22 protein-coding genes and 1 pseudogene are annotated in these 26,204 nt (G+C 57.5%); 15 read left to right on the forward strand and 8 right to left on the reverse strand.

The genetic code is table 11. From position 1 onward, the window contains the following. Window positions 1-792 precede the first annotated feature (792 nt). Window positions 793-2,271, forward strand: a pseudogene (gene ltrA, locus OKW39_RS17990) (group II intron reverse transcriptase/maturase). Window positions 2,272-2,613: 342 nt separating this feature from the next. Here ltrA and OKW39_RS17995 read toward each other — a convergent pair. After that, entirely contained in the window at window positions 2,614-2,970 is a 357-nt protein-coding gene (locus OKW39_RS17995; protein WP_429563158.1) for a hypothetical protein, read from the reverse strand. Between the two features lie 140 nt (window positions 2,971-3,110). Here OKW39_RS17995 and OKW39_RS18000 point away from each other — a divergent pair, with 140 nt between their 5' ends. From OKW39_RS18000 to OKW39_RS18015, 4 genes are all read left to right on the forward strand, one after another. Continuing rightward, window positions 3,111-3,485 carry an NUDIX hydrolase gene (locus OKW39_RS18000; RefSeq protein WP_429563501.1) on the forward strand — a complete coding sequence of 125 codons (375 nt, stop codon included), beginning with the start codon at window positions 3,111-3,113 and terminating at the stop codon, window positions 3,483-3,485. A 108-nt stretch (window positions 3,486-3,593) separates the two neighbouring features. Then, window positions 3,594-4,253 (forward strand): MgtC/SapB family protein, encoded by a 660-nt coding sequence (locus OKW39_RS18005; RefSeq protein ID WP_429563159.1) that lies wholly within the window; start codon window positions 3,594-3,596, stop codon window positions 4,251-4,253. A 14-nt stretch (window positions 4,254-4,267) separates the two neighbouring features. Further along, complete coding sequence (locus tag OKW39_RS18010; RefSeq protein ID WP_429563160.1) at window positions 4,268-4,540, forward strand: hypothetical protein; 273 nt, start codon at window positions 4,268-4,270, stop codon at window positions 4,538-4,540. 109 nt (window positions 4,541-4,649) lie between these two features. After that, on the forward strand, window positions 4,650-5,861 hold the full coding sequence (locus OKW39_RS18015) for an MFS transporter (RefSeq protein WP_429563161.1): 1,212 nt from the start codon (window positions 4,650-4,652) through the stop codon (window positions 5,859-5,861). Window positions 5,862-6,849: 988 nt separating this feature from the next. On the opposite strand, the gene OKW39_RS18020 is transcribed toward OKW39_RS18015, so the two are convergent. Then, window positions 6,850-7,071: a hypothetical protein gene (locus OKW39_RS18020; RefSeq protein WP_429563162.1), complete on the reverse strand. Its 222-nt coding sequence runs from the start codon at window positions 7,069-7,071 to the stop codon at window positions 6,850-6,852. A 165-nt stretch (window positions 7,072-7,236) separates the two neighbouring features. On the opposite strand from OKW39_RS18020, the gene OKW39_RS18025 reads away from it, so the two are divergent. Together OKW39_RS18025 and OKW39_RS18030 are read left to right on the forward strand one after the other, a co-directional pair. Next, a complete protein-coding gene (locus OKW39_RS18025) occupies window positions 7,237-7,500 on the forward strand; it encodes a hypothetical protein (RefSeq protein WP_429563163.1) in 264 nt (87 codons plus the stop codon). A 506-nt stretch (window positions 7,501-8,006) separates the two neighbouring features. Continuing rightward, window positions 8,007-9,023, forward strand: a complete 1,017-nt coding sequence (locus OKW39_RS18030) for an SDR family oxidoreductase (protein ID WP_429563164.1) — start codon at window positions 8,007-8,009, stop codon at window positions 9,021-9,023. A 107-nt stretch (window positions 9,024-9,130) separates the two neighbouring features. Here the strand turns inward: OKW39_RS18030 and OKW39_RS18035 are convergent, their stop codons facing one another. Further along, window positions 9,131-9,325, reverse strand: coding sequence for a hypothetical protein (locus tag OKW39_RS18035; protein WP_429563165.1), 195 nt, complete (start codon window positions 9,323-9,325; stop codon window positions 9,131-9,133). Window positions 9,326-9,615: 290 nt separating this feature from the next. Between OKW39_RS18035 and OKW39_RS18040 the strand changes: the two genes are divergently transcribed. From OKW39_RS18040 to OKW39_RS18050, 3 genes are read left to right on the forward strand one after another with little or no spacing between them, the layout of a single operon-like run. After that, window positions 9,616-9,885 (forward strand): hypothetical protein, encoded by a 270-nt coding sequence (locus OKW39_RS18040; RefSeq protein WP_429563166.1) that lies wholly within the window; start codon window positions 9,616-9,618, stop codon window positions 9,883-9,885. A 34-nt stretch (window positions 9,886-9,919) separates the two neighbouring features. Beyond that, window positions 9,920-10,393 carry an N-acetyltransferase family protein gene (locus tag OKW39_RS18045; RefSeq protein WP_429563167.1) on the forward strand — a complete coding sequence of 158 codons (474 nt, stop codon included), beginning with the start codon at window positions 9,920-9,922 and terminating at the stop codon, window positions 10,391-10,393. Next, a complete protein-coding gene (locus OKW39_RS18050) occupies window positions 10,390-11,367 on the forward strand; it encodes a tyrosine-type recombinase/integrase (protein ID WP_429563168.1) in 978 nt (325 codons plus the stop codon). Before OKW39_RS18045 ends, OKW39_RS18050 begins: the two co-directional genes overlap by 4 nt. Window positions 11,368-11,530: 163 nt before the next feature. On the opposite strand, the gene OKW39_RS18055 is transcribed toward OKW39_RS18050, so the two are convergent. Next, window positions 11,531-13,516 carry a hypothetical protein gene (locus OKW39_RS18055; protein ID WP_429563169.1) on the reverse strand — a complete coding sequence of 662 codons (1,986 nt, stop codon included), beginning with the start codon at window positions 13,514-13,516 and terminating at the stop codon, window positions 11,531-11,533. Between the two features lie 550 nt (window positions 13,517-14,066). Between OKW39_RS18055 and OKW39_RS18060 the strand changes: the two genes are divergently transcribed. After that, entirely contained in the window at window positions 14,067-14,612 is a 546-nt protein-coding gene (locus tag OKW39_RS18060; protein WP_429563170.1) for a GIY-YIG nuclease family protein, read from the forward strand. 271 nt (window positions 14,613-14,883) lie between these two features. Here the strand turns inward: OKW39_RS18060 and OKW39_RS18065 are convergent, their stop codons facing one another. The 3 genes from OKW39_RS18065 to OKW39_RS18075 form a co-directional block, all read right to left on the reverse strand. After that, the gene (locus tag OKW39_RS18065) at window positions 14,884-15,075 is read right to left on the reverse strand and encodes a hypothetical protein (protein WP_075304194.1); all 192 of its coding nucleotides are present in this window, start codon (window positions 15,073-15,075) and stop codon (window positions 14,884-14,886) included. 557 nt (window positions 15,076-15,632) lie between these two features. Continuing rightward, window positions 15,633-17,003: an FAD-binding oxidoreductase gene (locus tag OKW39_RS18070; protein ID WP_429563171.1), complete on the reverse strand. Its 1,371-nt coding sequence runs from the start codon at window positions 17,001-17,003 to the stop codon at window positions 15,633-15,635. A gap of 450 nt (window positions 17,004-17,453) precedes the next feature. After that, window positions 17,454-18,707, reverse strand: coding sequence for an MFS transporter (locus tag OKW39_RS18075; RefSeq protein ID WP_429563172.1), 1,254 nt, complete (start codon window positions 18,705-18,707; stop codon window positions 17,454-17,456). On the opposite strand from OKW39_RS18075, the gene OKW39_RS18080 reads away from it, so the two are divergent. From OKW39_RS18080 to OKW39_RS18095, 4 genes are all read left to right on the forward strand, one after another. Continuing rightward, window positions 18,700-19,131: a hypothetical protein gene (locus OKW39_RS18080; protein WP_429563173.1), complete on the forward strand. Its 432-nt coding sequence runs from the start codon at window positions 18,700-18,702 to the stop codon at window positions 19,129-19,131. The two genes, OKW39_RS18075 and OKW39_RS18080, sit on opposite strands and share 8 nt — an antisense overlap. Window positions 19,132-19,201: 70 nt before the next feature. Then, the gene (locus OKW39_RS18085; protein ID WP_429563174.1) at window positions 19,202-20,230 is read left to right on the forward strand and encodes a hypothetical protein; all 1,029 of its coding nucleotides are present in this window, start codon (window positions 19,202-19,204) and stop codon (window positions 20,228-20,230) included. Window positions 20,231-20,971: 741 nt separating this feature from the next. Next, window positions 20,972-24,865 (forward strand): ATP-binding protein, encoded by a 3,894-nt coding sequence (locus OKW39_RS18090; protein WP_429563175.1) that lies wholly within the window; start codon window positions 20,972-20,974, stop codon window positions 24,863-24,865. A 684-nt stretch (window positions 24,866-25,549) separates the two neighbouring features. Next, window positions 25,550-25,906: a hypothetical protein gene (locus OKW39_RS18095; RefSeq protein WP_429563176.1), complete on the forward strand. Its 357-nt coding sequence runs from the start codon at window positions 25,550-25,552 to the stop codon at window positions 25,904-25,906. On the opposite strand, the gene OKW39_RS18100 is transcribed toward OKW39_RS18095, so the two are convergent. Beyond that, complete coding sequence (locus tag OKW39_RS18100; protein ID WP_429563177.1) at window positions 25,875-26,189, reverse strand: antitoxin Xre-like helix-turn-helix domain-containing protein; 315 nt, start codon at window positions 26,187-26,189, stop codon at window positions 25,875-25,877. The two genes, OKW39_RS18095 and OKW39_RS18100, sit on opposite strands and share 32 nt — an antisense overlap. Between the last annotated feature and the right edge of the window lie 15 nt (window positions 26,190-26,204).

The raw sequence follows: 26,204 nt of genomic DNA on the forward strand, positions 1-26,204 counted from the left end.
CAGCACGAACGTCCGTTTTATTAGCTGCGACAGTCACTTAACCGATATGTTGACTCCCCGCATTCAATGTCAGCTATTTTGCTCATTTCGATAAAACTCGTACCTTGGGCTCACACAGTAGGTCTCGCTGGGCCTGCGCCGATCAATATCGTGGTCACGACGATGCATTTCCCGGCATCGCTGCTCAGCCCTGCGATCGTCTGGCGGGGCAGCCGGAGGCGTCCTCTTGATTCCCTCGCCTACAAGCGAAGCAATGATTTGTGGACGATTTAGGCGTCCGTGTCGAACGGCTGTTGTTGGCCGAGGCCGTGTCAAAACACGTGCCGACAAAGGCTTCGCAAAAAGTGCCCTTCGAAAACGCTCTATACGAGCTTCGCAGCACCGCGGGAGGGGTAAAGTCACTCCCGAGACCGTTATGTTTTGCGTTTTGACACGGGTGCGCCGGGAGACCGGCAAGGAGTAGGTGGTGCAAGTCCACTGCGATGAAGGAATAGCGAACCACATCGGCCCCGAGCCGTGCGCAGGCATCCGCGAGGATGTCGGCGAAGCGTCGGCAGGGGTACGTGCAGGCCAGCCATTGAGCCACGATAGAAAACTGATCCCGGGTGCCGACGCTGTCTGTGTAGCGGAAGGCAAAACGTCTGAGCGCGCAATCGCGAGCGCCCGGATGACCCGGCGTGGTCGAAGAACCTGGCATGTGCGTACGCTCCTTGTTCGGGAACCGGGAGATCTCCAGTCTGGCCTGCCGCAGGATGGTCAGGTCCGCATCGGGAAGGCGAGGAGCCGTAGCCGATGATGAACGGACGGGAGAAGTCAGACTCCGCCGTAGTAGCGATGAAGCCTGCGAACAAGGCTGGGGAACCAGCTGCGGAGTGGGTGGAGCGAAGGGCGGGGACCAAGGGGAACACGGGTCAGCCGCATACGCACCGGGCGCAGAATCGGGCAAGCGTGCCACAGGGGCTGGAACGTGTACGGCAAGCTGCAAGGCAGCGGAAGAAGGAACGGTTCACCGCGCTCCTACACCACGTCACAGTCGACCGACTTCGGATGGCATTCATTGCGCTCAAGCGCAATGCGGCTCCCGGAGTGGATGGCCTGACGTGGCGGTACTACGAGGCAGGACTGGAAGAGAATCTCCAGCGCCTGTTCGCGCAGGTACACAGCGGAGCGTATCGGGCACTGCCTGTTCGGCGGCAGTACATACCCAAGCCGGATGGGTAACAGAGACCGTTGGGGATTGCCGCGCTGGAAGACAAGATCGTCCAGCGTGCGGTGGTGGAAGTGTTGAACGCGATATACGAGGAAGACTTTCTCGGTTTCTCGTACGGGTTCCGGCCCGGGCGCAGTCAACATGATGCGCTGGATGCGTTGGCGACGGCTATCACCAGCACCCCGGTGAACTGGATTCTGGACGCGGATATTCGGAACTTTTTTGACTCGGTTAGCCAGGAATGGCTAGTCCGTTTCATGGAGCATCGGATCGGCGACCAGCGCATCATCCGTCTTGTGCGCAAGTGGCTCAAGGCGGGCGTTCTGGAAGACGGAGAGCTGAGAGTCAGTGAGACAGGGACACCGCAGGGATCAGTGGCCTCACCACTGTTCGCAAACGTGTATCTGCACTACGTCTTTGATCTCTGGGCCAACCGGTGGCGACGGCGGGAAGCCAAAGGCAACGTGATCATCCTGCGTTATGCGGATGACATCGTTGTCGGCTTCGAGCACGAAGCCGACGCGCGGCGATTCTGGGACGCGATGCGTTTGAGGTTGGAGGAGTTCTCGCTTGCGCTTCACCCGGACAAGACGAGACTGCTGGAGTTCGGCCGCTACGCAGCGGTCAACCGCCAGAGTCGAGGCCTTGGTCGACCGGAGACCTTCACCTTCCTGGGTTTCATCTTTATCTGCGGCCGGTCTCGTCGCGGGGCTTTCCAGTTACAGCGGAAGACCCGAGGGGATCGGATGCGGGCGAGACTCAGGCAGATCAAGGAGGCGCTACGGAAGCGCATGCACGAACCGATTCCTGCACAAGGGAAATGGCTCAGGCAGGTGGTTCGCGGGTACTTTGCGTACCACGCAGTACCTACGAACTCGCGAGCACTCTGTGCGTTTCGATACCACGTCGTTGATCTGTGGCGGCGGGCGCTCCGGCGCCGCAGTCAAAAGGATCACATGACGTGGCAGCGAGTCGAGCGGATCGCAGATGCCTGGCTCCCGCAACCTCGAATCCTTCACCCGTGGCCCGACCGGCGATTTGCCGTCAAACACCCGAGGTAGGAGCCCGGTGCCCGAATTGGGCACGCCGGGATCTGTGCGGGGGGTGCTCAGTAATGGGCATCCCTACCGCAATCCTCGGCCGGATGCCGCCTCATGCAATGGGCATCCTCAGCCTGAACGTCGCACGGCCGCGATCGGCAACAGTCGACCCAATATAGATGGTCCGGCCCGCTAGCCATCGACTTTCGAGGACACAACCAGGCTCGGAAGCAGACGTTGGATCGACCCAGCGGCGGCGCGATTTTTGATCAGCCGACACAAGCGATCAGGCAAACAAAACATTGCCGAACTCGTTGATACGTCGTGTCGATACATCGACGCTCCGCGCAACGTCGCCGTTCTTCAGGTCTCGTCGCTGTCCGAGTTTCGCCGAGAGGCTGCGCTTGACCCGGACGAATCCGGACGCCACCATTTTCGGATTGCCTGGCCGATGCGGGCCGCGAGCGCATGGAGTTCGAAGCGCATGTACCACGGCCACCAGGCGAGGTGATAGAACCACAAGACTGCGCTGCGGGGACCGTGAAGCCACTGGCGGGGGATTCCGGCATCAGGCAACTCACCCAGCGAGCGGTAGCCGACCGAGCAGATTCCGATCGTCAGCCAGATGACGGAAATGATGAAGGTGGGAAGAGAAGCCAGGCTTGCCACTATTAAGATAACGAGCGGCAAGCAGATTTCGAGTGGCGAGCGGGTTTTCATCGTATTTTCTCCCCGTCAAAATAATGCCGAACTGAAACCGAAGCGCGGAGTTCCTAGCGTACCGTCGAGACCCCACATCGAACGGAATACGACGCGCTCCGTCCTCAGACAATTACACTCCCCCAAGTCCTCTGTTGAACGTGAAAGAAAGAGCCACCATCGTATGCAGACAGCAGGACCGAATCCTGCTGGTCACGCGGGGCATGTCCCGTTGGTCGCTGCCGGGCGGAACCATCCGGCGCTCCAAGTCGCCGCTGGAGGCAGCGAACAGAGAATTGGTTGAGGAGACGGCTCTCGATGTAGACGGCTTGACCTACCTGTTCCAATTCGGCGGCCTGACCAAACGGCATCACGTGTTCTTTGTCGATCTTCCGGGAGACGCCGAACCCCAGGCGAGCAACGAGATTGCCCGCTGTCACTGGTTTCGGCCGAAGCAAGTGTCCTCGCTCATCACCAGCGTCCCCGCTCGGGGAATCGTCGAACTGATATTTCGTCACACAAATGTCACAATGTAGCTTCATCTGACGCACCTTGCGTGGCTCGCATCCTTATTTTTTTGAAAGGGTTGGACGCATGGCCGCGAAATCTCTATTGGGCCGTCCATTTTGATAAGCAACTTTGAAATGCTGTCGCGGCTCTTGATGGCGGCGTTGCTCGGCAGCGCGATCGGCTTCGAGCGCGAAAGACTGAACTGGGCAGCCGGGCTGCGCACACACATGCTGGTGTGTGTCGGGGCTTCGCTGATGATGCTGGTGTCCGCGTTCGGTTTTGCCGACGTGTTAGGCACTAAAGACGTTGTTCTCGATCCTTCCCGGGTTGCCGCGCAGGTCGTCTCGGGGATCGGGTTTCTCGGCGCGGGATCGATTCTGCTTCGGGGCGAAGTCGTGCGGGGTTTGACGACGGCGGCCAGCCTGTGGTCCGTAGCGGGCATTGGTCTCGCTGTCGGCGGCGGAATGTACACGCCGGCAATCGGCGCAACCGTCATCATCCTCATCATTCTGGCCGGTATCAAGCCGCTGGAGCGCCGCTATATTTCCGTTCGGCAACAGCGCAGCATCCAGTTGTCGGTCGAGCGTGGGAGCGTTTCGCTCGATGCAGTCAATCGTGCACTCGGCACGGGGAGCGTCCGGGTCAAGCAGTTCATCGTCCAGCAGACCGAGGATGACGCTGACCTCGATGACGTGCAAATTTCGCTGTCGCGGGTGTCCCCCGATGAATTCACTGCGATCTGCTTGCGGCTTGAACAGATGCCTGGCGTGCGTGTACTCCGGCACGACGGGTAAGGGTAGGACGAAGCATGATGCGTCGATACGAGTATGAAGGCTTTACGCTCGAGGTGACCGTTGAATCGGATTTCAGCCTCGGGCCGAACAGGCGGGCGCTGGCCAACTCAGGCTATGTCGCCGTCGTCAAAATATATCAGGGGGTCAATGCCGTTGCCGTGTTTTCGCCGTTGCGGTTCGGCGAGGCCAAAGGCCGCCCTTTCGCAACGGAGGCTGATGCGGTCATGGGCGGACTTACCGCAGCGAGAAAGATTGTCGATGACCTTTTCGGCAGCGAGCGGCATTAACCCGTGAAGTCGCATGCAGCGCGCGGCACGCTTGATCCAGCCGCGTCGTTGTTGAACGGCCCTGTCCACGGTGCGCACGCGCGGTTTGGATGTCGGTTTCGGAGGCTGGATGGTGGCTATGACGCAGGATCGCGGCAGCGCTGCCACATGGGCGCTTGCCGCCGCACAACTGATCTCCTGGGGCACGACCTATTACGCCTTCTCGCTGTTCGTCGAGCCGATGGAGCAAGCGTGCGGATGGAGCCGGACATCCACCAACGCGGCATTGTCTATTGGCCTGCTTGTTTCTGGCCTGGCCTCCTATCCGGTCGGTGCATGGATCGACCGGGGGTATGGGCGAGCCGTCATGGCCGCGGGATCCGTGCTCGCGTCGGCGATGCTGGCGCTCTGGTCTCAGGCGCAAAGTCTTGCGACGCTCTTTGTGGTCTGGGCCGTACTGGGCGCCGCGATGGCGGCGACGCTCTACGATCCGGTCTTCGCGGTCGTCACGCGGCGCTACCCGGATAGCTTCCGCACAAGGATCACGCTGATCACACTCGTCGGCGGATTTGCGAGCACGACATTCATCCCGCTGACACAGGTATTGATCGATCTGCAAGGGTGGCGGCATGCGCTGCTCATACTTGCCGCCATCAATCTTTGCATCTGCCTGCCTGTTCATGCACTGGCGTTGAACAAAGACGATGATGGCCGGCTTGCCGTAAAACACAGGGCATCGATCAAGCGAGCGAGTGCGGGAGCGACCAGGCGTGTACTGCGCACACCGGTATTCCGGGCACTCGCGGTTTGCTTTACCGCGTACTACGCAACGTTCGTCGCGCTGACGTTTCATCTCGTTCCGCTAATGACTGAGCGCCGCGTCCCGCAATCCGTCATCCTCGCGACGATGGCGGTGATCGGCCCCGCACAAGTTTTCGCCCGCATCGTATGGTTCATGGCGGGAAAGCGCGTCTCGCCGAAAATAGTCGGCCTGGCCATCACGGCGGCATTCCCGGTTTCAGTTGTCGTGCTGCTCTTCGCGGGCACGTCCCCAGTATTGCTGATCCTTTTCGCGCTCGTCTACGGTGGTGCAAACGGCATGATGACGATCCTGCGCGGGACGATCGTGCAGGAAGTGATATCGGTGGAAGGCTACGGAGCGATCAACGGAATGCTCGCCACGCCGTCGAACATTGCAAAAGGTATTGCGCCACTCTCGGCGGCGACCATTTGGACAGTGGAGCGAAGTTACGTGCCGGTAGAGTGGCTGGTGCTGTTTGTATCGCTGGTTGCAATGGCGGCATTCGGAATAGCTATGCTGTACGCGCAGCGTACGGCGTAGAAGAAAACCTGATTCAGTGGACGTTTTCCGAAAAGCGAATGGTCGAACGAAACCCAACGCCGAACCGATCGACCGCCAGCGCGGGATCGCAACCTCTACCGCGCGAGCGGTTTCGTTCCATGACCGAACTGCGTCCCACGACCGAAGGTGACAATCGTCCCGGGCGCAGGAATCATGCAAAAGGCATAATCCGACCCAACTAAACCGTTGCCCGATTGCAGTCGAAACTTATCTTCGCTCGGGAAGAGGCACTGGTTTTAGAGAGATCAAATTATTCTCGCGGTCGCCGCTCCCCAGCCTCCCGATTCTCAGCTACGGCTCGGCGAACGGCTTCCAAAAGGTCGGGGCGCGCACCAGCGGTGGGGACTTCGGTCGACCTGCGCGGAGTCTTGGCGTGGGGTTTCAGCGTCAGACCGTAAAGCTTTTGCGGTGCGGTCATATTTCATCTCCGGCTTCGATGACAGCCAATTCGGATGGCAGTCCGGGTGTTGCGTCTGGCTTCCAAAAATCACGCTTTCGGATCTTTACGAAGCAGGGAGTTGTGCACTCCGTGCGTCGTGCGCCTCCAGGCTTCGTCGCCGCGTTGCTGAGCCGATTTCACGGTATATGCCACCGGTTGCTTACTCTTCGAAGCTGGCGCAAACGCCGAAGTCAGACCGGAAAGTGTCCGGCGGACGGTCCTGGTGACCATAGCTCACTCCGCGTTCGTGTCGGGATGTTAAGTCTAGGCCCTTACGTGAAGCTCGCGCTGCTGTACGTTTAAACAGCACCTTGACGAGCTCATTATGGACGAACGAGAATGCCACGTGCGAAACGTCGCTGAAAGGAACGAGTGCAAACAGAATGCGTTCGTCCGTCGGAAGCGCTGAAATGACCGATGGGCTGCAATGACAACGCAGCGAAGTTAGGCAAGCCTCGGTGCTGCTCGACGGCGTCATTGCAATGCGAAGGAAGTACATTATTTCGCTACTTCGGCGCTTGGGCGACCCTACCGCCGTTTGTGGCAGAGTTCGAGCCCTGCATAGACGGCCAAAAACAGACCAATTAGCACGGCCGCTACGGCCAACGATTCATCGTGCCGTTCCGGGGCCGTTGACAGCGTCGCATAAAACCAGAGGCCCATGCCGATTGCCGTCATGAAAATACCGAAGATAATTCCCCACATCGGCCCCGCAGTATCAGAGCTTGCTAGTCTGTGAGACATTTTCATGGCTATACTCCCCGTCCTGCACCGACGTTTCCTGATTGCCGCATCCTGCGAACTTCATATTCGAACGGTCTGACTGTACCGTGCGAGGTCAAAAAAGTTGCTTTCAACAAGCTAAATTATCATTTGTTTGCGGCGGATGCCGGAACAGGTTTGAGGTGTGCCTCCATGAGTCGTACGTATCAATATCAAGGTTTCGAAGTCGAAGTGGCCATTGAGGCAGACTTCACGTGGAAAGGCGACCACACCGCCAAGGGCGGAGTCGGGTATGTGGCGATAGTACGAATCCGCAAGGCTGGTGCCGAAGTAGCCGTTTTCTCGCCACTGCGTTTTGGCGAGTCCCAAGGTAAGCCATTTCTCAGCGAAGCGGATGCACTCATGGGCGGTTATAGCGTGGCGCGGCGCATCGTCGATGACCTATTACGTTCATAGTCACATGGTCAGCGGAAAAGACGGGTAGGAGCCTATAGGGCATTTGTTCATTGCTGAATGACTAAAGTGAGCCGATTACCGGCCGTCCGGCTGCGTTTCACGATTGCCCGTTCATGGCCGTACCGCGTCCGAGGACTAAGCGTGCCGGTTCACCCCGTGAACGGACGCAGACTATCACCGTAGTCACGCTGGATCGGCCGCCAGGCGGCCTCTTCGTCTTTGTACTTGGCTTCTCTCCAACGGAACGCCCGCGCCAGGTGTCGAGAGTGGACCTTAACGGACCCAACGCCCCCCGCCGCAGAAGATTAAATCCACCGGGTCAGCCCCCACCAGAGCGCGCTTGGAGCGTCCATTCGTTGAAGGCAGGTTCTCAATGCATAAGCGCGCACGCGCCGTATTCCGATCGGGAACTCCGTTTGCTGATTTCATCTGCAGTCGCCCGGCGTTCAGGAGCCTGCGAGTCAGTATCGAAACTCCTGCAAGATAACCGTAAACAGGAATCCACCATGCCTTCCGACAACACCCTCTCGCCGTCGCGCCGCAAGCTGATGCAGGGCGCCACCGCGGGCCTGATGACCGCAGTGGCCGGTCATGCTTTGGCGCAGTCCGACACCGCAAAGGCAACCGGCACCGCGGGCACCACCACACTGACCGATCCGCGCGAACTCTATCCGCATCCGCCGTTTCCAGCACAGGAGCAACCGTGGCCGGGGCTAGCCGGACGCATGACGCCGCGCCCGGATCACGGTGAGACGAGCTATCGCGGAACCGGCCGTCTTGATGGGCGACGCGCATTGATTACCGGCGGCGATTCGGGCATCGGCCGCGCGGCAGCAATCGCTTTTGCGCGTGAAGGCGCCGACGTGGCCATTGTCTATTTGCCCGCGGAAGAGCCGGACGCGCGAGAAGTGGTGCAGATCATCCGTTCAGCCGGACGCAAAGCCGTCGCATTGCCCGGCGACATTCGCAGTGAGTCGTTCTGCCAGTCTCTGGTCAGCAACGCCGTGCAGGAGCTTGGAGGTCTGGACATCCTCGTGAATAACGCCGGGCGCCAGCAGAGTCACGATTCCATTCTCGACATCACGACCGAGCAATTCGACTGGACGTTGCGTACGAATCTCTATGCGATGTTCTGGATCACCAAGGCCGCGATTGCGCATATGCCGCCTGGCGCGGCCATCATCAATACGAGTTCTGTCAATGCCTACGAACCTTCCGCGAATCTGCTCGACTACGCGATGACCAAGGCGGCCATTGCGAATTTCACGAAGGGGCTGGCCAAGCAGATGATCAAGCGAGGCATTCGCGTGAACGCCGTGGCGCCCGGGCCGTTCTGGACCGCGCTGCAAGTCACTGGCGGGCAGACTTCCGAGAATGTGCAGAAGTTCGGCCAGCAGGTGCCGATGGGGCGTCCCGGCCAGCCTGCCGAAATCGCGCCGCTTTATGTGCAACTCGCTTCGGCCCAGGCGAGCTATGTGACGGGCCAGGTGTTCGGTGCATCGGGCGGTGCGGGCAACCCTTGATTGGAAGACCGAAAGTGGCCCGAACCCGGTCGGACAGCAGACTTCGATAAGAGGGCTAGAGGCTGATCACAGCCCTTTGCGGTCGGCGGCACCCCTACGGGGCGGTGTCAGAAACCAACGCCGACACCAACACCCACACCACCGCCGAAGCTTCCGCCGCCCACGCCCACGCCGATGCTGGTACTTGGCGCGTAATAGCCGGGGCCATATCCATACGGAGGATAGCTGGAATCGTACGGCTGGGTGGCAACGCATCCCGCGACGCCAGCCGCTAACGCCAATATGCCGAAAAGCCTCATCATGATCGTCTCCCGTGCATGAAGCAGGCAGCAAGATTTGGTCCCCTGTGCGGCCGAATCAGCTGCTTCTTGTCGCAGGGATGTTCTTTGCGAAAGCGTGATAGAACTGTGAAATCCTTGGTCAAAAAACGTAAGCTTTTGCGCGAGGTGAATGCTTCGAGGAGGTGCAGTTGCCAGGCACGGATATCTTCGGGTCCCAGCGTTGCTGGGGAGCAAGGAACAGCTTCACGACAGGCCGCATACCTGCATCGCACGTAATGTGCGACGCTGTACCTGACCTTCCGGGGGGAAACATGGCAGATGTCGAACAGTTCAAGGACGACCTCGAAAACAGCGCTGACGGCCTGGTGGGTGGAAGCCGGGGCGACTTTATGGAAGCACTGGGGGAGGCCGTGTATGCGCGCGTCGCCGGCGACCAGCTGGACCGCATCATTGCCGCGTACCTGACACGGCAGGCGGTGCTGGATGCAAACGTCGACAACCTCGACGACGAGGCCGACGATGCGATTGACAATGCGACCGGCGAGTTCATCGAGACCGTCGGCAGAATCCTCGGGGTGTAGCCCGGGCACATCATGACCTCACCGGAGACGGCCCGTGGACACGCCTGACGATAGACCCATTTTCTCGGTTGGGCCGGGCTCGGTGTTCGAAGAAAGCCAGCTGCTGGCGATCGATCATCCTGCACAGGCCGGCACGCGGCACGCGAAGATGATCCGCGAGGCACTGCGCGATGGCACCTGCTGGATCGCGGCGCAGGACGAGGCCCTTCTCGGGTATGCAATCCGGGGCGCGTTCTTTGACTATCACTTCCTGCAGCTTGTGTATGTCGCCGTTGCACACCGGCGCCAGGGTGTCGGCGACGCGCTGGTCGAGGCGCTTGAACGCGCGTGCCACGGCGACCGCCTGTTCGCCTCGGCAAGCGCGACCAATGCTGCGATGCGCGGCCTGCTGGCCCGGCGCGGGTACAGGGCCAGTGGCGAGGTACATAACGTTGGACCGGACGGCCCCGAGCTGATCTTTATGAAGCCCCTTGGTGCGTCAGCCGGGCTGGCCGGGCCGCCCGCATGAGCGCGTTGATTGCCCCGGCCGTGCGCCCGGATCGCGTCACCTCCGCGGCGCTGCCTGCGCTGCTCGCTCACAGCAGCGCGTCCGTGCAGACCCGTTTTCTGGAATTCTTCGCGTCGGCAATCCGCAACCCGCACACGCGCCGTGCGTACGCACGCGCGGCCGGCGACTTCCTTGCGTGGTGCACCGGCGCCGGCGTGCCGTCGATTACCGCGGTGCAGCCGCTGCACGCCGCCGCCTGGATCGAGCGGCAGACGCAGACTCACGCTGCGCCGACCGCCAAGCAGCGCCTCGCGCCGATCCGCCACCTGTTCGACTGGCTCGTGACCGGCCAGATCGTGCCGCACAATCCCGCCGCGTCGGTGAGGGGGCCCAGTCACATCACGAAGCAGGGGAAAACGCCGGTGCTCGACGCGACCGAGGCGCGGCAGCTGCTCGACAGTATCGATGTGACGACCCCCGTTGGTCTGCGCGACCGCGCGCTGATTGCGTTAATGGTGGTTTCGTTCGCGCGGGTCGGCGCAGCGCTCGCGATGCGGGTCGACGATGTCTATGTGCAGCAGCGGCGCCTGTGGGTCCGTCTCCGCGAAAAGGGCGGCAAGCGGCACGCGATGCCGTGTCATCACACGCTCGAGGCGTACCTGCATGCGTACCTGGCCGGCACCGGGATCGCCAGTGATCCGAAGGGGCCGCTGTTCCGCACGGTTGTGCGCGGCACCGGCCAGCTCAGCGACACGCCGCTGCCGCAGGCGAACGCGTATGCAATGGTGCGGCGCCGTGCGCTGGCCGCTGGCATTGATACAAAGATCGGCAACCATACGTTCCGCGCGACCGGCATCACCGCGTACCTGAAGAATGGCGGGACGCTCGAGAACGCGGCGGCGATGGCCAATCACGCGTCGACCCGCACCACGCAGCTCTACGACCGGCGCCACGACGACATCAGCCTGGACGAGGTGGAACGGATCCGCGTGTAAGACACGGCAGCTCTTTTCCCGGCTCACTTCGAAGTCCACAGTAAATCGATTGTCTCCAACCGGCCAGTTGCTGCCATTCGACCACCATCTCGCGTGGACACTTGAACGTCGGCTTCGCCTCAAAGAACGGCCGAACACAACGTAGAGCCCAGATACGTTCTCTTCAGCAGTTTTCTTCGATCGAGCCTTTCAACCACCGAATGGATTCCATCGCCGAGCTAAAATTGTCAGCATCAATTTCATTCGCATGTGCGTCGGCCCTGAGTTTGTTGACGGTGGTCATGGAATGCTCGAAGCGAGCCTTATCATCTCGAAAAATATTTTTAAAAATTTCCCATTCACCGATAATGGAACGTTTTAAATCAGAGAAATAAACTTCACCGCGGAACATGTCGTCGTATGAATATGTTGCGGCCTTGTCTTTTTGGGATCTCTTTACCATCGCGTTGACGAATTTATCTTTGGCTGCCGGGGCTCCAAAAGCTATTTTCAAAGTGCGCTTCACAATATTCCTCAACTCTTGCTCAAACGAATTCCTTTCTGCGTTTAGTAACTCCCAACGCTCTTCCAAAGTTGCGGGCGACCGAAGATGGGTTGCGGTATCGGCGATTGCATCTTGGACTGCGATGATGCGAAAGTGATACTTATCGCTTGCCTTCGTCACAAGACCATATCCAAGCAGATGGTTTATCAGTGTTGGTTCATCCAAAGCATACGATGAAAATGTCTGATGGTCATCAGCCGAAAGATGTTGCAAGAGCCTGTACTCATCAACGTACCTCTCTCTCAGGATGCGGAGAATAAGGTCAATGTAGTCCCGTGTGCTGAGCCTAAGCTCATCCCGTTTTTCCCGGTATATTTCTTTTCTTATATGTACTTTGCGAGGCAGAAGTTTTTTCAGATGCCACTGATGTAGTTTGCTGCACACTTGGCGAATGAGAAATGGATGCCCACCGTATTCGTCCGTAAGGTAGGTATACACTTCCGTATCAAAGGACATCCCCATATAGCCACCAATATACTTGAGCATGGCGGTCACATCATCTACGTCAAAGAACCCAAGATATGTCGGCTCCACGTAGCGATATAGCGGATTGTCAAGGCTTGGACCTATAAGGGGTACCTCTACGCAACGAGGATTAACACCACATATCAAGAAAGAGAAAAGATTTGGATTTTGTTGAAATGTCGACCGTATCGTTTGCCAAAAGGCGAGATAATCGGCGCCACTAGCCCAATGATTTGTCGGCGACAGATCAAACGAGAGGTTTTCTATTTCATCGAATATAAGTAACGAGGGCTTTCCATATGTTTTCTTGACTAACAGAAGATCTTCGGAAAATGCAACCGAAGCTCCCGCCTCAGAATAGGCATGCTCGCCATGCCCGCCTTCCGCTACCGGATTTGCTTGAAACAAGGCTTGCTTAATTCGAAAAAGTGTCTGATTCCAGCGGGCTTTGTGAAAGCGCGTATCGGTACAATCAATAAAAGCGACAGGCGCACCTATATCCCGAAGCTCTCTAACTACGGCCCAAAGCACAGACGTCTTGCCAATACGTCGAAGACCGAATATCGAACTGTTTTCCCCTTCATTGTATTTTCCGATAATACGTTGCACATCTGTTCGACGCCCAAAAAAGTACCTATCCGTCTTCAAGGCAGACGAAATCGCGAAAAGATCCTTCGTATAGAGATTTTCCTCTAGCCGCCGTCTGACAATATCTCCCTTGCCTGCAACGCTACCGCTCAGTTCGTTATAACGGAATGGGACAAAAACCCGCGCCTCGCTAGTGATACTCACCTTCGGTACGTTAGCCTCGACATCGGATGCATTCGAAACGATCAAGACACACAAGCGATCTAGTCGGTTTTGGCTTGCTGACAACGTTCTATCAATAAAATCGATAACGCGCGCATCGAGAACCGGATATGGATGAAGCACACACAGCAACTCCGAGAAGAAACAGAATCTTTGCTGCAAATCATCGGTCGGCTTTAGATAAACTACCGGATATCTATCTTTGCCGGCTTTTCCTACTTTCGCGTTGGAGACAAAAAATATCGTCGCTAGATTATGAACAATCTCGATCTCTTTCGGTCCGAAATCGTTTAACTTTACCGCCGGGCGAAGCCCAGGATTCTGTTTCATCTTTCAGTAACCTGTGAATTATCTATAGCAATAACCAACCTAACCGCAGGGTTCTCAACAGTTTGGCCCTAAGTGCACTGTATATCTGCCCTTTTCGGTTGTTCGCTGCTCCGCGCCTCTCTCCCATCCGTTCGGCCTTCTTGGCCGGTTTTTCCGAACGACGGAACCGCGCTCGACAAAGAGTTTAATCCGTCTGAGCGTGCGATGTGGAACCGTTTGCAATGGCCTCAGTAGTCTTCGCAACAGCCGGCACCGAGGTCCTTTAAGCAATAACCATCCGTTTCGTCTCGGTCGCGTCACACACCACAGAAACGGAGGCTTGCGGCAACAGACCTGTTGACTGTCGAAAAATCGTTCGTCGTCTGGTAAGCAGACGAGAACGACCATGTGCCCTCTGAAACGGCCGTAGTGCTTGCGTCGCTCTCAAGGGCACAAGTGGGTCGTGGGTTGCCAATCGCGAGCAGGCACGACCGGGCGCGAGCCGTTGCAAATCAGGCGAAAACATTGGCATTATGGGTACCGTGCCTACTGACCGTTTGGCGGTGTGACGATGCTTTACGACCAGATTGTTGAAGCCCTGCTGTGCAGTATGTCGAATCCAGATCAGCTAAGTGTGCCGAGTTGTCCGGGCGTATATGCGCTCTTTGTCGATAATGGCGATGCGCTCGCCCCTTTTGGGGCGGCAGCCAACGGGCTTGTCTACATTGGAAAGTCGTCAAACTTGGCACAGCGCGAGTTCGACACTCACCTGAACTCGGGCAACACGGGCTTCTCAACGCTGCGGCGCTCAATCGGTGCAATCTTGAAGCAACAGCTCAAGCTCACAACACTGCCTCGTGGACGCGGGACGTCGAGTAGCGACTTCACGAACTACCGTTTCGATCGAGAAGGCGAAGATCAATTGAACGACTGGATGCGGGGGAATCTAAAGATTTCTGTGTATGCGGATACCAATTATGCCGTCGTCGAACGTGACTTGATCAATGGCCTGCAACCAATTCTCAATCTCACTGGTTGGCCGAATCCGAACAGAACGAAGATCAAAGCCCTACGAAAGGCGTGCGCCGATGAAGCAAGACAACGGCGTCCTACATGAGAACAACTGCGACGGGATCGCTTGACTGAATGACCGATTCGGCGAAAATCGACCGGCTGGATTGGGTCGGTGTGGGACCAACGCGGCGCAAAAACGGGACGAATGCGAAGTGATGCCGGCGAGAGAATCGGTTTCATGGCTGATATCTATGGGCGCAATGAACTGACGCTCCCGCTACGTCGCGCATGAGGCTCTGCCCGGGACAGTGACGTGCTTCATGTCGGACTGCTGGCCAGAGACGACGCATGATTGACGGCAGTATCGCCCCCATCTAAAACCCGAGCCCGACGCCGACGCCTCCGAAACCACTCCCACCGAAACTGCCTGCCCCGATCCCGATGCCGAAACTGGGGCGCGGCGCATAATAGCCGGGCGGGTCGCCGTAGCCGTAGTAGGGCGGCTGGGCAGCGACGCAGCCCGCAATACCGAACGCTAAAGCCAGGATGCCAAGTAGCTTGATCATGACGCGCTCCCTTCCATCAGCAGGACAGGGACATGGCGAGCAAGATCCGGTCCCTCGCTGGCCGTCCCCGAGGCAGCGACATTCCGCGCATGCATCCATGCATGCGTCGCCCTAATAGCCGTCCGATCAAACGTCCAAGTGCGATTTTTTGCGTCGAGCCATCGAGCTTACTTGTTTCGACAATGATCGCACCGCCGACCGAAAGATTGAGATGGGGTGTCCTGCGATGTCCGCCGTCCGTGTCAGTACGGCCATCTACGGACGTCGAGGTACCAGCTTAGGATCGCTCCGAAGCCGACGTTCGCGAAATGTTTCGCGTAGCTTGCACGCACCGAAGAGGTCTAGGAACCTCGAGTGCGGGGAACGTGAACCCCGCGGAGTTCGGTTAGCCCCGATTTGATCCACGCATCGCGCCGATCAGGTTCGGCGCGACGTGGACGCTCTTCAAACGTGCGCGACACAAGCAAGTCACCCAGCAACGACGACGGCAATGTCGGCAGCGTGTTCGCGCTGGACACCACCACGCGGCTCGGGCGCGCGAGGCCGCACGCGTAGATTCACGCTTCCGGCTTGATGTTCTGGTTGACTCGGAACAGGTTATTGGGATCGTACTTCGCCTTGATCGAGGCAAGGCGCGTGTAGTTCTCGCCGTAGCTTAGTTCTACCCGGTTCTCGGCCTCGTCGGCGTCCATGAAGTTGACGTAGGCACCTTCCAGATTGAACGGGTGGATAGCCGCCCAGTAGGCACGGCCCCAGGTCTTAAGCGCGTCGGCGTCCTTGGGATCCGGGCTGACCGCGGCAATTACCATCGAAAAAGACGCGTCCCGCGCGCTCCACGGAGTGGCATCCTTGGCGACCCGCCGAACGGCGCCGTCTATGGGGTAAAGGTGCATCAGGCAGAAGGGGGTCGGTGCCTTGAGCGCGTTGGCAATGTGCACGTCGATCGCCTCGTCAGGCAGCGCCTTGACAAAGTCGCCCTTCCAGTACCACTGCAAGCCTTTAGGGAAGAACGGGTCGAACAGACTGTTGATGGCGGTCCACGGCATCTCGCCCACCCAGTTGAACAGCGGGGCGGGCAGTTTCTCGAGCAGCGAGGCCATGAGCTTCTCACCCTCTGAGATCGGCCCGTTGAAAGCACCGATCAGGGCACAGGCGCGTTTGTTCCAGTGCTCCTTAGGGAATGGATCGGTTGGAGGCACGGTTTTGAGGCCGACAAAGAGACCAAGCTCTTCGGGGGCACCTGGAATGAAGTCGCGGTATATCGCCATAACTTGCCTGGCGTCCCTGGCGTCCCAGAAGATCGGACCGGCGAACACCATTTTGGCTGGGTGAGCCTGAAATAGAAAACTTGTGACCACGCCGAAGTTGCCGCCGCCACCGCGCACCGCCCAGAAGAGGTCAACCTGCTTATCCTTGTTAGCGGTGACGAAAGAGCCGTCGGCCAGCACTACATCCACCTCTAACAAATTGTCGACCGTGAGGCCGTGCTTGCGCGTGAGGTAGCCGGTTCCTCCGCCCAAGGTCAGACCTGCAACGCCCGTGCTGCCGACAATGCCGAGTGGTACAGCGAGGCCAAAGGCGTGGGTCGCGTGATCGACATCCGCTGCAGTGCAGCCTGGTTCGACACGCACGGTGCGGCTCGCTGGGTCGACCCGCACGCTGCGCATCTGCGACAGGTCGATGACCAGCCCACCGTCGCAACTGCCCAAACCGGGACCGTTGTGTCCGCCTCCGCGGATTGCGAGAAGCAGTTTGTTTTCGCGCGCGTAGTTGACTCCTGCCATGACATCGGCGGCATCGGTGCAGCGGGCTATCACCTTGGGCCGCTTATCGATCATGCCGTTGTACAGCGCTCGCGCCTCGTCGAAGTCCTTGTCTGACGAACCGATCAGCCTTCCGCGAAATCCCTGAATCGCAAACTCGCCCATGACGCTGTCTCCTTGAATAGTTAATCCATCGCGCGGCCGCGCGACGACGCGCTGCCGTACCAAGAAGCGTCGCGCCGAACTGCCAACAAGAACGGCATCGGGCGCGTGGAATCAATCGGCATCTACGCCCCTATCCGGTAGCCGTTCGCGAGCTTAGCCTCGCACCTCATTTGATGAAAAGCATAGTGCTCCGATGCAATTGCCGGAAGGAACTTGCGATTGACGACACTGGCAGCAAAACGAGCGAGCAACCAGTCGAATGAAACCCGACGAACCGGCGGCCGCTCCTTAGTCCAGGAGAAAAAAGGGGCGCGTCCAACCGGAAAACTTGACCGGCCAGACGACATTGAAGCGTACAACGCAGCCTCAAATGGTCATTTGAATGGCCGTTACCCGGAATTCCGAAGGTCTCTTTCGGGTCGCTGAGAGCCGATCACATCAACAACGGGCTTACCGTCGAACGCCCTGGCGAGCCGCTCCGAGCCGTTCCACCGATCCTGCCGGTTTCAAACCGGTAATCGCCATCACCACGCCCGCCACCATGAAAGCCCCAGCCATCATGACGGCCGCGCGCAGGCCGCTGACCAGGTTGCCGGCCGTTCCGATGGCGAGCGATCCGAAGACACCCACTCCGAGTGCGCCTCCAATTTGGCGCGCCGTGTTCAGCACGCCTGAAGCAATACCGACGGATCGCGGATCGACATTCGCAAGGACCGCAGTATTGATCGACGGAACCGCTAGCGCGACACCGACACCGATCGCCAGCAATGGTGCGGTAATTGCCAGGTAACTGCTGCTGACCTCGATCAGTCCAAGCGACAGGAAGCCGGCCGCCGCCAGAGCCTGCCCGACCGCCATCGGAAGACGGTAGCCGAACCGTGCCGTGAGGGCGCCAGACGCGAGGTTCGCCACGGTCACAACGGCGGTCATCGGCAAGAAGGCCAGGCCGGTCTCGAGCGGCGTATAGTGCCGCACGCTCTGGAAGAAGAGGCTCATCGCGAACATCAGCCCGTAATAGCCGAAGTTCAGCGACAGCCCTATCGCCGAACTCACATTGATGGCCGGTATCTGGAATAGTGAAAGCGGCAGCATCGGATGCCGTTGCCGCTTTTCCACCAGCACGAACAGTAGGCCGAACAGGACAGAACAAGCAATACCCGTCCCCACAGCCGGACTTCTCCAACCCAGGCTTCCGCTTTCGACGACGCCGAACATCAGCGCGGCGAGCGCAACCACCGCCAACATCTGCCCCGGCAGATCGAAGCGGCGGGCTGCGTCACGGACAGTATCGGGCGCATGGGCTAGCGTCAGCCAGATGCCGGCAACACCGAATGGCACGTTGATCAGAAAGATGCTCGGCCAGCCGAAACAGTCGACCAGCCCCCCTCCCACGACCGGACCGGCCCCGAGCGCGAGCGCGGCCGTTCCGGCCCAGATACTCACGGCCCTGGCTCGCGCCCGAGGGTCGGGAAAGCTCGCGTTGAGCAGCGATAGCGACGTCGGCACGCACAACGCAGCGCCGACGCCCTGCGCCGCCCGCGCCGTGACCAGCGTGGCCGCGCCGGTTGCGAAGCCACATGCCACCGACGCCAAAGTAAATAATGCAAAGCCACTGACGAACACGCGCCGTGCTCCCACCCGGTCACCGAGTGCGCCTGCGCTGAGCAAAAGGCAGGCAAAGGCGAGCGTGTAGGCATTGAGCACCCATTCCAGCTCCGCGGCGCTGGCGGATAAGGTTTCCCGAATGCGCTTCCTCCAAGCGGGTTACGCGCGAGTAGTGATACCGGTGCGGCTGGGCTTTGCACGCGCGGTTCACTGTTATCTTTACACAGGGCTTCCCTGGCGCGGCGGGGAACTGCCGCCCGTCGGGGACAAATCGCAAAATCCTCTTTATCTCGACGTCGCCGAAGAACTCAAGGCGCTGACGGGCGGTGGCGAATCCGGATCAATTGACGAGCCGATTGGCGAACCGTGGGAATATACACTGCCGACTACTGTATTGAAGCTGCGGCCCGACGATCAGCTTCCTTCGTGGCATCGCGTGGTTCCCAAAGGCTCGAATCCGACGGCATACTCGTCCGACGCCCCGGACGGCGATTGGACATGGGCCGATGGCGACCCGCCGTAACTTTCGTTATGTCCATGCATACGGAGCAGAAGGTGCTTGATTGGCCTCACGTTAGGCTTAGCTCGAGACCGTGCTAACGGATGCTGTTCAAATTAGCATAAGGGCTTTTATGGGATTTATATTCACTCCATACTCTACCGACATCGCGCATCTAAGCACGGCTCCCAAACAATCGCTGGATGGCATGTGGGGTTTCGGGCTGCCTAAATACAGGTACGGAGTCGAGCTCGTATATGACCCGAAGTCAAGCTTCATACCTCCGCCAAAACGGCTTGAGCGATGGCGCATTGGAATTGTACAAAATGTGCTGTTTGAGGCGATTAGGATAGGTTACCAGGGTCGACGCTTTCTTAATCGCTTTACGAATCCGGCAGTCGACTGCGCTACCGACAGCTCGAAGCCGTTTTATGCGCCGCCTTTGACGCGAGATTATGCAATCTCCCAAACTGGCCCCAATGACCAGAATTTGATATTGAGAGAATATCGCATTGCATCGTATGATATCGAGTATAGCCCAGAAGGAATGGTTGCCGATGCGGCATCTAATCCATCGCTTGCTGGCGGCGACGATAACATATCCCTCCTTGACTCGAACGGAAAACCACTTCGCGCGCCTAAGACCTCAAAATTGACCAATCCTAGATTAACCTTTTTTATGGGTGATCAGCCCTATGTTTGTTTGAGCTGGAGGGATCCAAATTTTGGTCAGCTAGTGAGTATTCAGCGGGTGATGTTGATGAAATTTTGGTTGTTAGCTTTGGCGCCCAACAAGGATATCGTGATTTGTTCTTCAGAGTTTTTCACGCTTGCAGGGTGGTTCGAGCTTAGTGGTCTTTCAGATTCGAAAGGGCAAGATTTTCGCGTTCCTAGTTTCGACAATGTATTTTTGGACGGAAACCAGACTTCAAAGGTAACCGCGAATATTAAATCCGCGCGATCCATCGCGGAATCGCAAAAGCCTTCGTCTCTAGATCTTACACCGGGACCTAAAAGTAAAACCAAACCTGTCATGAATGGAAAAATTGCTAACGACAGCAGAAGTGAATGGGTGAGTGCACAGGGTTTCACTAAGATCGGCACCTGTCCAGAACCTCCTTGAAGGATTTGCTCTGTAGAAGCTTGCTTGATTTCTCGGATCAGATTTGCGCCAAGCAATTCCGTTCGGTATGTGACCGCCCAGGTCAAGATTGCGCTTCCCAAACAACTGTGCGGATCAGCGACTCCTGCTCACGCACCCTTCAACCAATGCGCAGGAGCCAATGGGCCGCCAATCCCACGTTCACCCCGTTTTTCGTATCAGCATACGGCGGTCGAGCGAGGGGCATCGTTGTGCGGTGCGGCGAAGCTTGCCGCGGCACTCCCCGTGCGGGACCGTCGCTCCGGCCTGTCTCAGGCTTAGGGACCGGATCGCTTCGTTACCTGCCGTTGGATCGCTGACTATGCGACCGTCGGCAGCGGGTCGACTTCGGAAGTTCAAGGCAGTGAGCTGGTCGGCAATTGTTGGTCCGCGCCGATCTTCCGTAGTCGGCCAGTTAGAGACATTCAACCAGACCTTCACGCGGACGTTCGAACGTCGGATCCTCCCAAACAACGGACCTACCTACTGCGAGTTGCAGGTACTGCGCGGCGCCGCACACCGGGCCCATACGTGCCTTCGATCGGCAGCTTTGACGGTCTTCCAAGAAATGCTCGGCACAGCGGACACAAATCTCGTGCATGGTTCGCCCCCGTGGACCACGAACTTTTGTTGGGCATATAACAGAACACTTGTCCCATAGACGGGCTGGCGAACCGCGAGCACAATGGCGCGTATGCCGAACGTGATCCTCAAAGCCTTCCTATGGCGTCCTGTACTCAAACACAAGGTGATTCTGACGCCGGTGAAAACCCCGGAGCCAGAACATCACTGAGCGCGGGTGAAACGGTTCAGAAAATTGAGCGCCGCAGATTCGTTGAATTTATGAATTTTTTTCAGGGACCGGTTGCGGCACTCAGCACCGACCAGAGTTTCCTCGTCAAACGCGAGTTATTGAAATCCCTGTCCCGTCGAGCGGTATATTGGGTGGCGCTACTGTTGTTCGGAAGCGCGGTCTTTTTCGTATTTGGACATTGGATCAAGACGTCGGATATTTACCTTTTGTTCCGTTTCGTCTGGATCTTCGGACTGTGGGGAATGGCTGCCCCCATGGCAATATGCTTGCTGAAAAAGACAATGGCGCTTCCAAAGCACGCTGGCGTCAACGCGGTCGACCAGATGCAGTGGGCCTGGGCTGGATTAATTATGCTGACATCGTTGTGGTGGGCGGCGGGTAGCTTTGGGTTAATCCCGAGCCAATACCAGGTCGGCCCTAGTTACCACTACAGCTTGGCCAGGCATACTTTCTTATTGCTGACGATGATCAGCCATGCATTTACTTTGCTGCTGCTGGCACCTAGTCTTCGTGCAACTTTAGGTTCACTCGTGCTCGGCGCTATCCCATTTGGATTTAGCATTGGAAAAGCTCTGTTTCTTTACCGGCCAGCTACGCTTAACTGGCTTACGGTTCAACTAATTGGTTATTGTCTCATCGCATGGTTTCTTTGTGACGATCAGAAGCGCGCATGTGTAAAAGAGTTTATTCTCGTTGAGGCCCGATCGCAGGCTGAAGCGGCAATCGCGGAGAAGAACCAGTTTATCGCTGCGATAAGCCATGACGTGCGCCAACCGCTCACAACGCTCGTCTTGAAGTTGAATTATATCCGGCGGAACATTAAATCAACCAATCTGGCTGAAGATCTTTCGATTGCGCAAAGGCAAGTGGATGCGATGGTAGATATGATTAACGGCGCACTGGATATCTGCCGCCTCGAATCGGGCACCTGGAATGTAGAAATTCAGGAGGTCGTGCTGGCTTCACTTTTATACGGCATAGTTGTGGATATGCAGCCACTGGTCCGGGCGAAGGGGCTGAAGCTAAGACTCCATAGCCGGCCCTATCTGACCCATACGGACCGACATGCGTTGGACAGGATCGTCCGGAATATGGTGACCAATGCGATCCGTTACACGCCTTCCGAACAGGGAGGCAAGAAGGGACATATTCTCGTGAGTTGCCAAAGACAGGGCAACCTCGTAAAGATAAGCGTCTGGGACAACGGGATCGGCATCCCTGAAGGCAGGCAGGCGGATATCTTTAAAAGCTATGTACAGGTCGACAATCCCGAGAGAAATCGTGAGAAAGGGTTCGGGCTGGGTCTGTCCATTGTCCAGGGTCTCGCGAACCTTCTTGGTCACAAACTGGACGTGGACTCGACACCAGGGCGGGGATCGCGTTTTTCGGTTACGGTCCCCTTCATCGGGCTCATCCCGCCAGAGTTGATCGAGGTTCAAACGGGTGAAGACGGCGACCCGGACCTGACCAATATGGTAGTGGTGATCATCGAGGACAATAGCGACTTGAGAATCGAAATATCGATGCGCCTGATCGAGCATGGATGCTACGTCGTGGCGGGAGAATCATCATACGACGTCATCGAGCAGTTGCGCATTGAAGCATTGGCAAGTGGTCCGCACTTCATCCTCTCCGACTACCGGTTGGAACACGAGGACGGTATTGCTGCAATCGCGGCGGTCCGCGCTGCTACCGACGCCTCGATCCCTGCGATCCTGTGGTCGGGGGACACTTCCTCAGCGGCGCTCAAAAAAGTAGCCGTCAGTGGCATGAAGCTTTTGTCGAAACCGGTTTCTGAACACACCTTGTTGACCTTGCTTGCCAGGTATAAGCCTCCTCAGAGCCTTCCTATGGCGTCCTGTACTCAAACACGAGGTGATTCTAACGCCGGTGAAAACCCCGGGGCCGGAACATCACTGAGCGCGGGTGCAACGGTTCAGAAAGTCGCACGCCGCAGATTCGTTGGATTTGTGAATTATTTTTTGGGACCGGTTGCAGCACTCAGTACCCAGCAGAACCTTCTCGTCAAGCGCGCGCTATTGGAATCACTGTCCCGTCGAGCGGTATATTGGGTGGCGCTACTGTTGTTCGGAAGCTCGCTCGTGTTCGTATTTGGAACATGGATCAAGACGTTAGATATTTATTTTTTGTTCCGTACCGTCTGGATCTTCGGACTGTGGGGAATGGCTGCCCCCATGGCAATATGCTTGCTGAAAAAGACAATGGCGCTTCCAAAGCACGCTGGCGTCAACACGGTCGAGCAGATGCACTGGGCATGGACTACATTGGTCACGCTGACATCGTTATGGTGGGCGGCGGGTAGCTTTGGGTTATTCGCACCCCAATTCCATGGCCCTCTCCCTATTCTTTATTGGATTCTGGGCAGATATTCCTTCTTGGAGATGACGATGATGAGCTATGTATTTACTTTGCTGCTGCTCGCACCTAGTCTTCGCGCGACTTTAGGTTCACTCGTGCTCGGTACTATCCCACTTGGATTTAGCATGGGAACAATTCTATTATTTCACCGACCAGCTGTGCTTAACTGGTTCGCGGCTCAACTAATTGGTTATTGTTTCATCGCATGGTTTTTTTGTTACAACCTGAAGCGCGGATATGTGAAGGAGATTGTTCTCGTCGAGGCCCGATCGCAGGCTGAAGCGGCAATGGCGGAGAAGAGTCAGTTTATCGCTGCGATAAGCCATGACTTGCGCCAACCACTCACAACGCTGGGCTTGAAGCTGAATTATATCGAACGGAACATTAAATCAACGAATCTGGTTGAAGATCTTTCGATTGCACAAAGGCAAGTGGATGCGATGGAAGGTATGATTAACGGCACACTGGATATCTGCCGCCTCGAATCGGGCACCTGGAATGTAGAAATTCAGGCGGTCGTGCTGGCTTCACTTTTACACGACATAGTTGTGGATATGCAGCCACTGGCCCGGGCGAAGGGGCTGACGTTAAGACTCCATAGCCGGCCCTATCTGACCCATACGGACCGACATGCGTTGGACAGGATCGTCCGGAATATGGTGACCAATGCGATCCGTTACACGCCTTCCGAACAGGGAGGCAAGAAGGGACATATTCTCGTGAGTTGCCAAAGACAGGGCAACCTCGTAAAGATAAGCGTCTGGGACAACGGGATCGGCATCCCTGAAGGCAGGCAGGCGGATATCTTTAAAAGCTATGTACAGGTCGACAATCCCGAGAGAAATCGTGAGAAAGGGTTCGGGCTGGGTCTGTCCATTGTCCAGGGTCTCGCGAACCTTCTTGGTCACAAACTGGACGTGGACTCGACACCAGGGCGGGGATCGCGTTTTTCGGTTACGGTCCCCTTCATCGGGCTCATCCCGCCAGAGTTGATCGAGGTTCAAACGGGTGAAGACGGCGACCCGGACCTGACCAATATGGTAGTGGTGATCATCGAGGACAATAGCGACTTGAGAATCGAAATATCGATGCGCCTGATCGAGCATGGATGCTACGTCGTGGCGGGAGAATCATCATACGACGTCATCGAGCAGTTGCGCATTGAAGCATTGGCAAGTGGTCCGCACTTCATCCTCTCCGACTACCGGTTGGAACACGAGGACGGTATTGCTGCAATCGCGGCGGTCCGCGCTGCTACCGACGCCTCGATCCCTGCGATCCTGTGGTCGGGGGACACTTCCTCAGCGGTGCTCAAAAAAGTAGCCGTCAGTGGCATGAAGCTTTTGTCGAAACCGGTTTCTGAACACACCTTGTTGACCTTGCTTGCCAGGTGTAAGCCCAAAGCTTCGATCGAAGGGGCGTGAACGTGATGGCAGCGGAACATAACGAATGGTGTAGCAGAGATCTTTACGACAGCCGCTTATCTGGTCCACTTCCACCGGCCAGTTCGGCGTTGACTCTAAGCGCAGCTTCAACGCGGTTTCTGACTTGAAGTTTGCCTTAAATAACACAAGAAACCTGTCTGACATGTCCTTCAGTGACGTTCAGCTACTGTCCCTGAGAAGCCGGCGGATGACCGGACCACTCCGTTACCTGCCGTTGAGCCCCTGACAGCGCGACAGGCCGCAGTGGGTCGGGTTGCGTCAGCCGCTCTTCAAATTCATCGCCGGAAAGCGGCCAGTGGAATTCCGCTTCCCGGAAGCAATGGGATGGACTCCTCCTCACCCCGACTGGCGCACGGCGCATGATTTCAATTGCGGATTACGTTGTCCGCTCTTTGGCGGGGGAGCAGTCACTCGAATGGCATTGTGCGGTGATGACGAACGGCGGAAACTGGCCGATTGCTGCCCGACATCGATAATCTGGCGTGGGCCGCCGCTTGGGCTGAAACTTCGCGGGGAACCACTCTGGGTAGATAATGAATGTGCGACGCCACGCCCTTTGGGGGCGTGGCTGAGGCAGACAAAGCGCCGGCCGAAGAAGCGACGGCTGCAGCAAAGCGGTCCGCCGTGATGAAGAGCCGAGCGAATGAATGAGGTTATGCGACGATGAACAGGAAGACGCCGTCAGTCCAGACGGTTCCGGCAGATTTCCCGCGCGAAGCACTCAACACACTGCTCAGCGGCGCACAACCGAAAATCGGTTTGCGTCGAATCAACGGCAAAATCTACGCGGGTTTAACCGAAGAGGAGTTGTTTGAGCGATACGACGCATGCGACGACCTCGCGCAACAGCTTGCAGCTTACTGCACGCGCAAAGCCGAAGAAAATCCGGAATGGACACGAGCGTTCAATCTTGAGCGCACGGAGCGCGGAGTTGCGAGGAGAAACCAGGAAGAGTGGGACCTGTCAGCAGCGGAGCTCGCGTGGGTGTTCAGACGGATGCGCGCAATTCTCGATTGGTGAGGTTCTGCGCCGAAACTTCATTGAGCGCGGTGCTCTCGCTCATCATCCATGTCTGAGCTTTCTCGCCCGGCCCGACGATGGCGTCGAGCGAACGAAACAGGCGCACCAGCAACAACGCCAACTCCCATTCCTTGCCTCGCGATTGCTCAAGTTGATATGAGCCCGCGACGAGTCCTGAGACAGAAGCCCTACTGACGCCGAGCACGTCCGCTAGGGTCGCCTGGCTTATACGTAGCGCGGTCGCCGCGCGCACCGCCGCTTTGGAAAGCGTGGCGGCCGGCATTGGACCCGGGGTCCA

It is taken from the genome of Paraburkholderia sp. MM6662-R1 (assembly GCF_050436245.1).
Taxonomy (GTDB): domain Bacteria; phylum Pseudomonadota; class Gammaproteobacteria; order Burkholderiales; family Burkholderiaceae; genus Paraburkholderia; species Paraburkholderia tuberum.

What these genes read in the sequence shown, in the direction of transcription:
- OKW39_RS18030 (WP_429563164.1), top strand. Translation starts at nt 8,007, where the DNA reads ATGCCTTCCGACAACACCCTCTCGCCGTCGCGCCGCAAGCTGATGCAG.
- OKW39_RS17995 (WP_429563158.1), bottom strand. Translation starts at nt 2,970, where the DNA reads ATGAAAACCCGCTCGCCACTCGAAATCTGCTTGCCGCTCGTTATCTTA.
- OKW39_RS18015 (WP_429563161.1), top strand. Translation starts at nt 4,650, where the DNA reads ATGGTGGCTATGACGCAGGATCGCGGCAGCGCTGCCACATGGGCGCTT.
- OKW39_RS18090 (WP_429563175.1), top strand. Translation starts at nt 20,972, where the DNA reads ATGGCGTCCTGTACTCAAACACAAGGTGATTCTGACGCCGGTGAAAAC.
- OKW39_RS18100 (WP_429563177.1), bottom strand. Translation starts at nt 26,189, where the DNA reads ATGCCGGCCGCCACGCTTTCCAAAGCGGCGGTGCGCGCGGCGACCGCG.
- OKW39_RS18095 (WP_429563176.1), top strand. Translation starts at nt 25,550, where the DNA reads ATGAACAGGAAGACGCCGTCAGTCCAGACGGTTCCGGCAGATTTCCCG.
- OKW39_RS18055 (WP_429563169.1), bottom strand. Translation starts at nt 13,516, where the DNA reads ATGAAACAGAATCCTGGGCTTCGCCCGGCGGTAAAGTTAAACGATTTC.
- OKW39_RS18060 (WP_429563170.1), top strand. Translation starts at nt 14,067, where the DNA reads ATGCTTTACGACCAGATTGTTGAAGCCCTGCTGTGCAGTATGTCGAAT.
- OKW39_RS18050 (WP_429563168.1), top strand. Translation starts at nt 10,390, where the DNA reads ATGAGCGCGTTGATTGCCCCGGCCGTGCGCCCGGATCGCGTCACCTCC.
- OKW39_RS18010 (WP_429563160.1), top strand. Translation starts at nt 4,268, where the DNA reads ATGATGCGTCGATACGAGTATGAAGGCTTTACGCTCGAGGTGACCGTT.
- OKW39_RS18040 (WP_429563166.1), top strand. Translation starts at nt 9,616, where the DNA reads ATGGCAGATGTCGAACAGTTCAAGGACGACCTCGAAAACAGCGCTGAC.
- OKW39_RS18005 (WP_429563159.1), top strand. Translation starts at nt 3,594, where the DNA reads ATGCTGTCGCGGCTCTTGATGGCGGCGTTGCTCGGCAGCGCGATCGGC.
- OKW39_RS18025 (WP_429563163.1), top strand. Translation starts at nt 7,237, where the DNA reads ATGAGTCGTACGTATCAATATCAAGGTTTCGAAGTCGAAGTGGCCATT.
- OKW39_RS18020 (WP_429563162.1), bottom strand. Translation starts at nt 7,071, where the DNA reads ATGAAAATGTCTCACAGACTAGCAAGCTCTGATACTGCGGGGCCGATG.
- OKW39_RS18035 (WP_429563165.1), bottom strand. Translation starts at nt 9,325, where the DNA reads ATGATGAGGCTTTTCGGCATATTGGCGTTAGCGGCTGGCGTCGCGGGA.
- OKW39_RS18070 (WP_429563171.1), bottom strand. Translation starts at nt 17,003, where the DNA reads ATGGGCGAGTTTGCGATTCAGGGATTTCGCGGAAGGCTGATCGGTTCG.
- OKW39_RS18065 (WP_075304194.1), bottom strand. Translation starts at nt 15,075, where the DNA reads ATGATCAAGCTACTTGGCATCCTGGCTTTAGCGTTCGGTATTGCGGGC.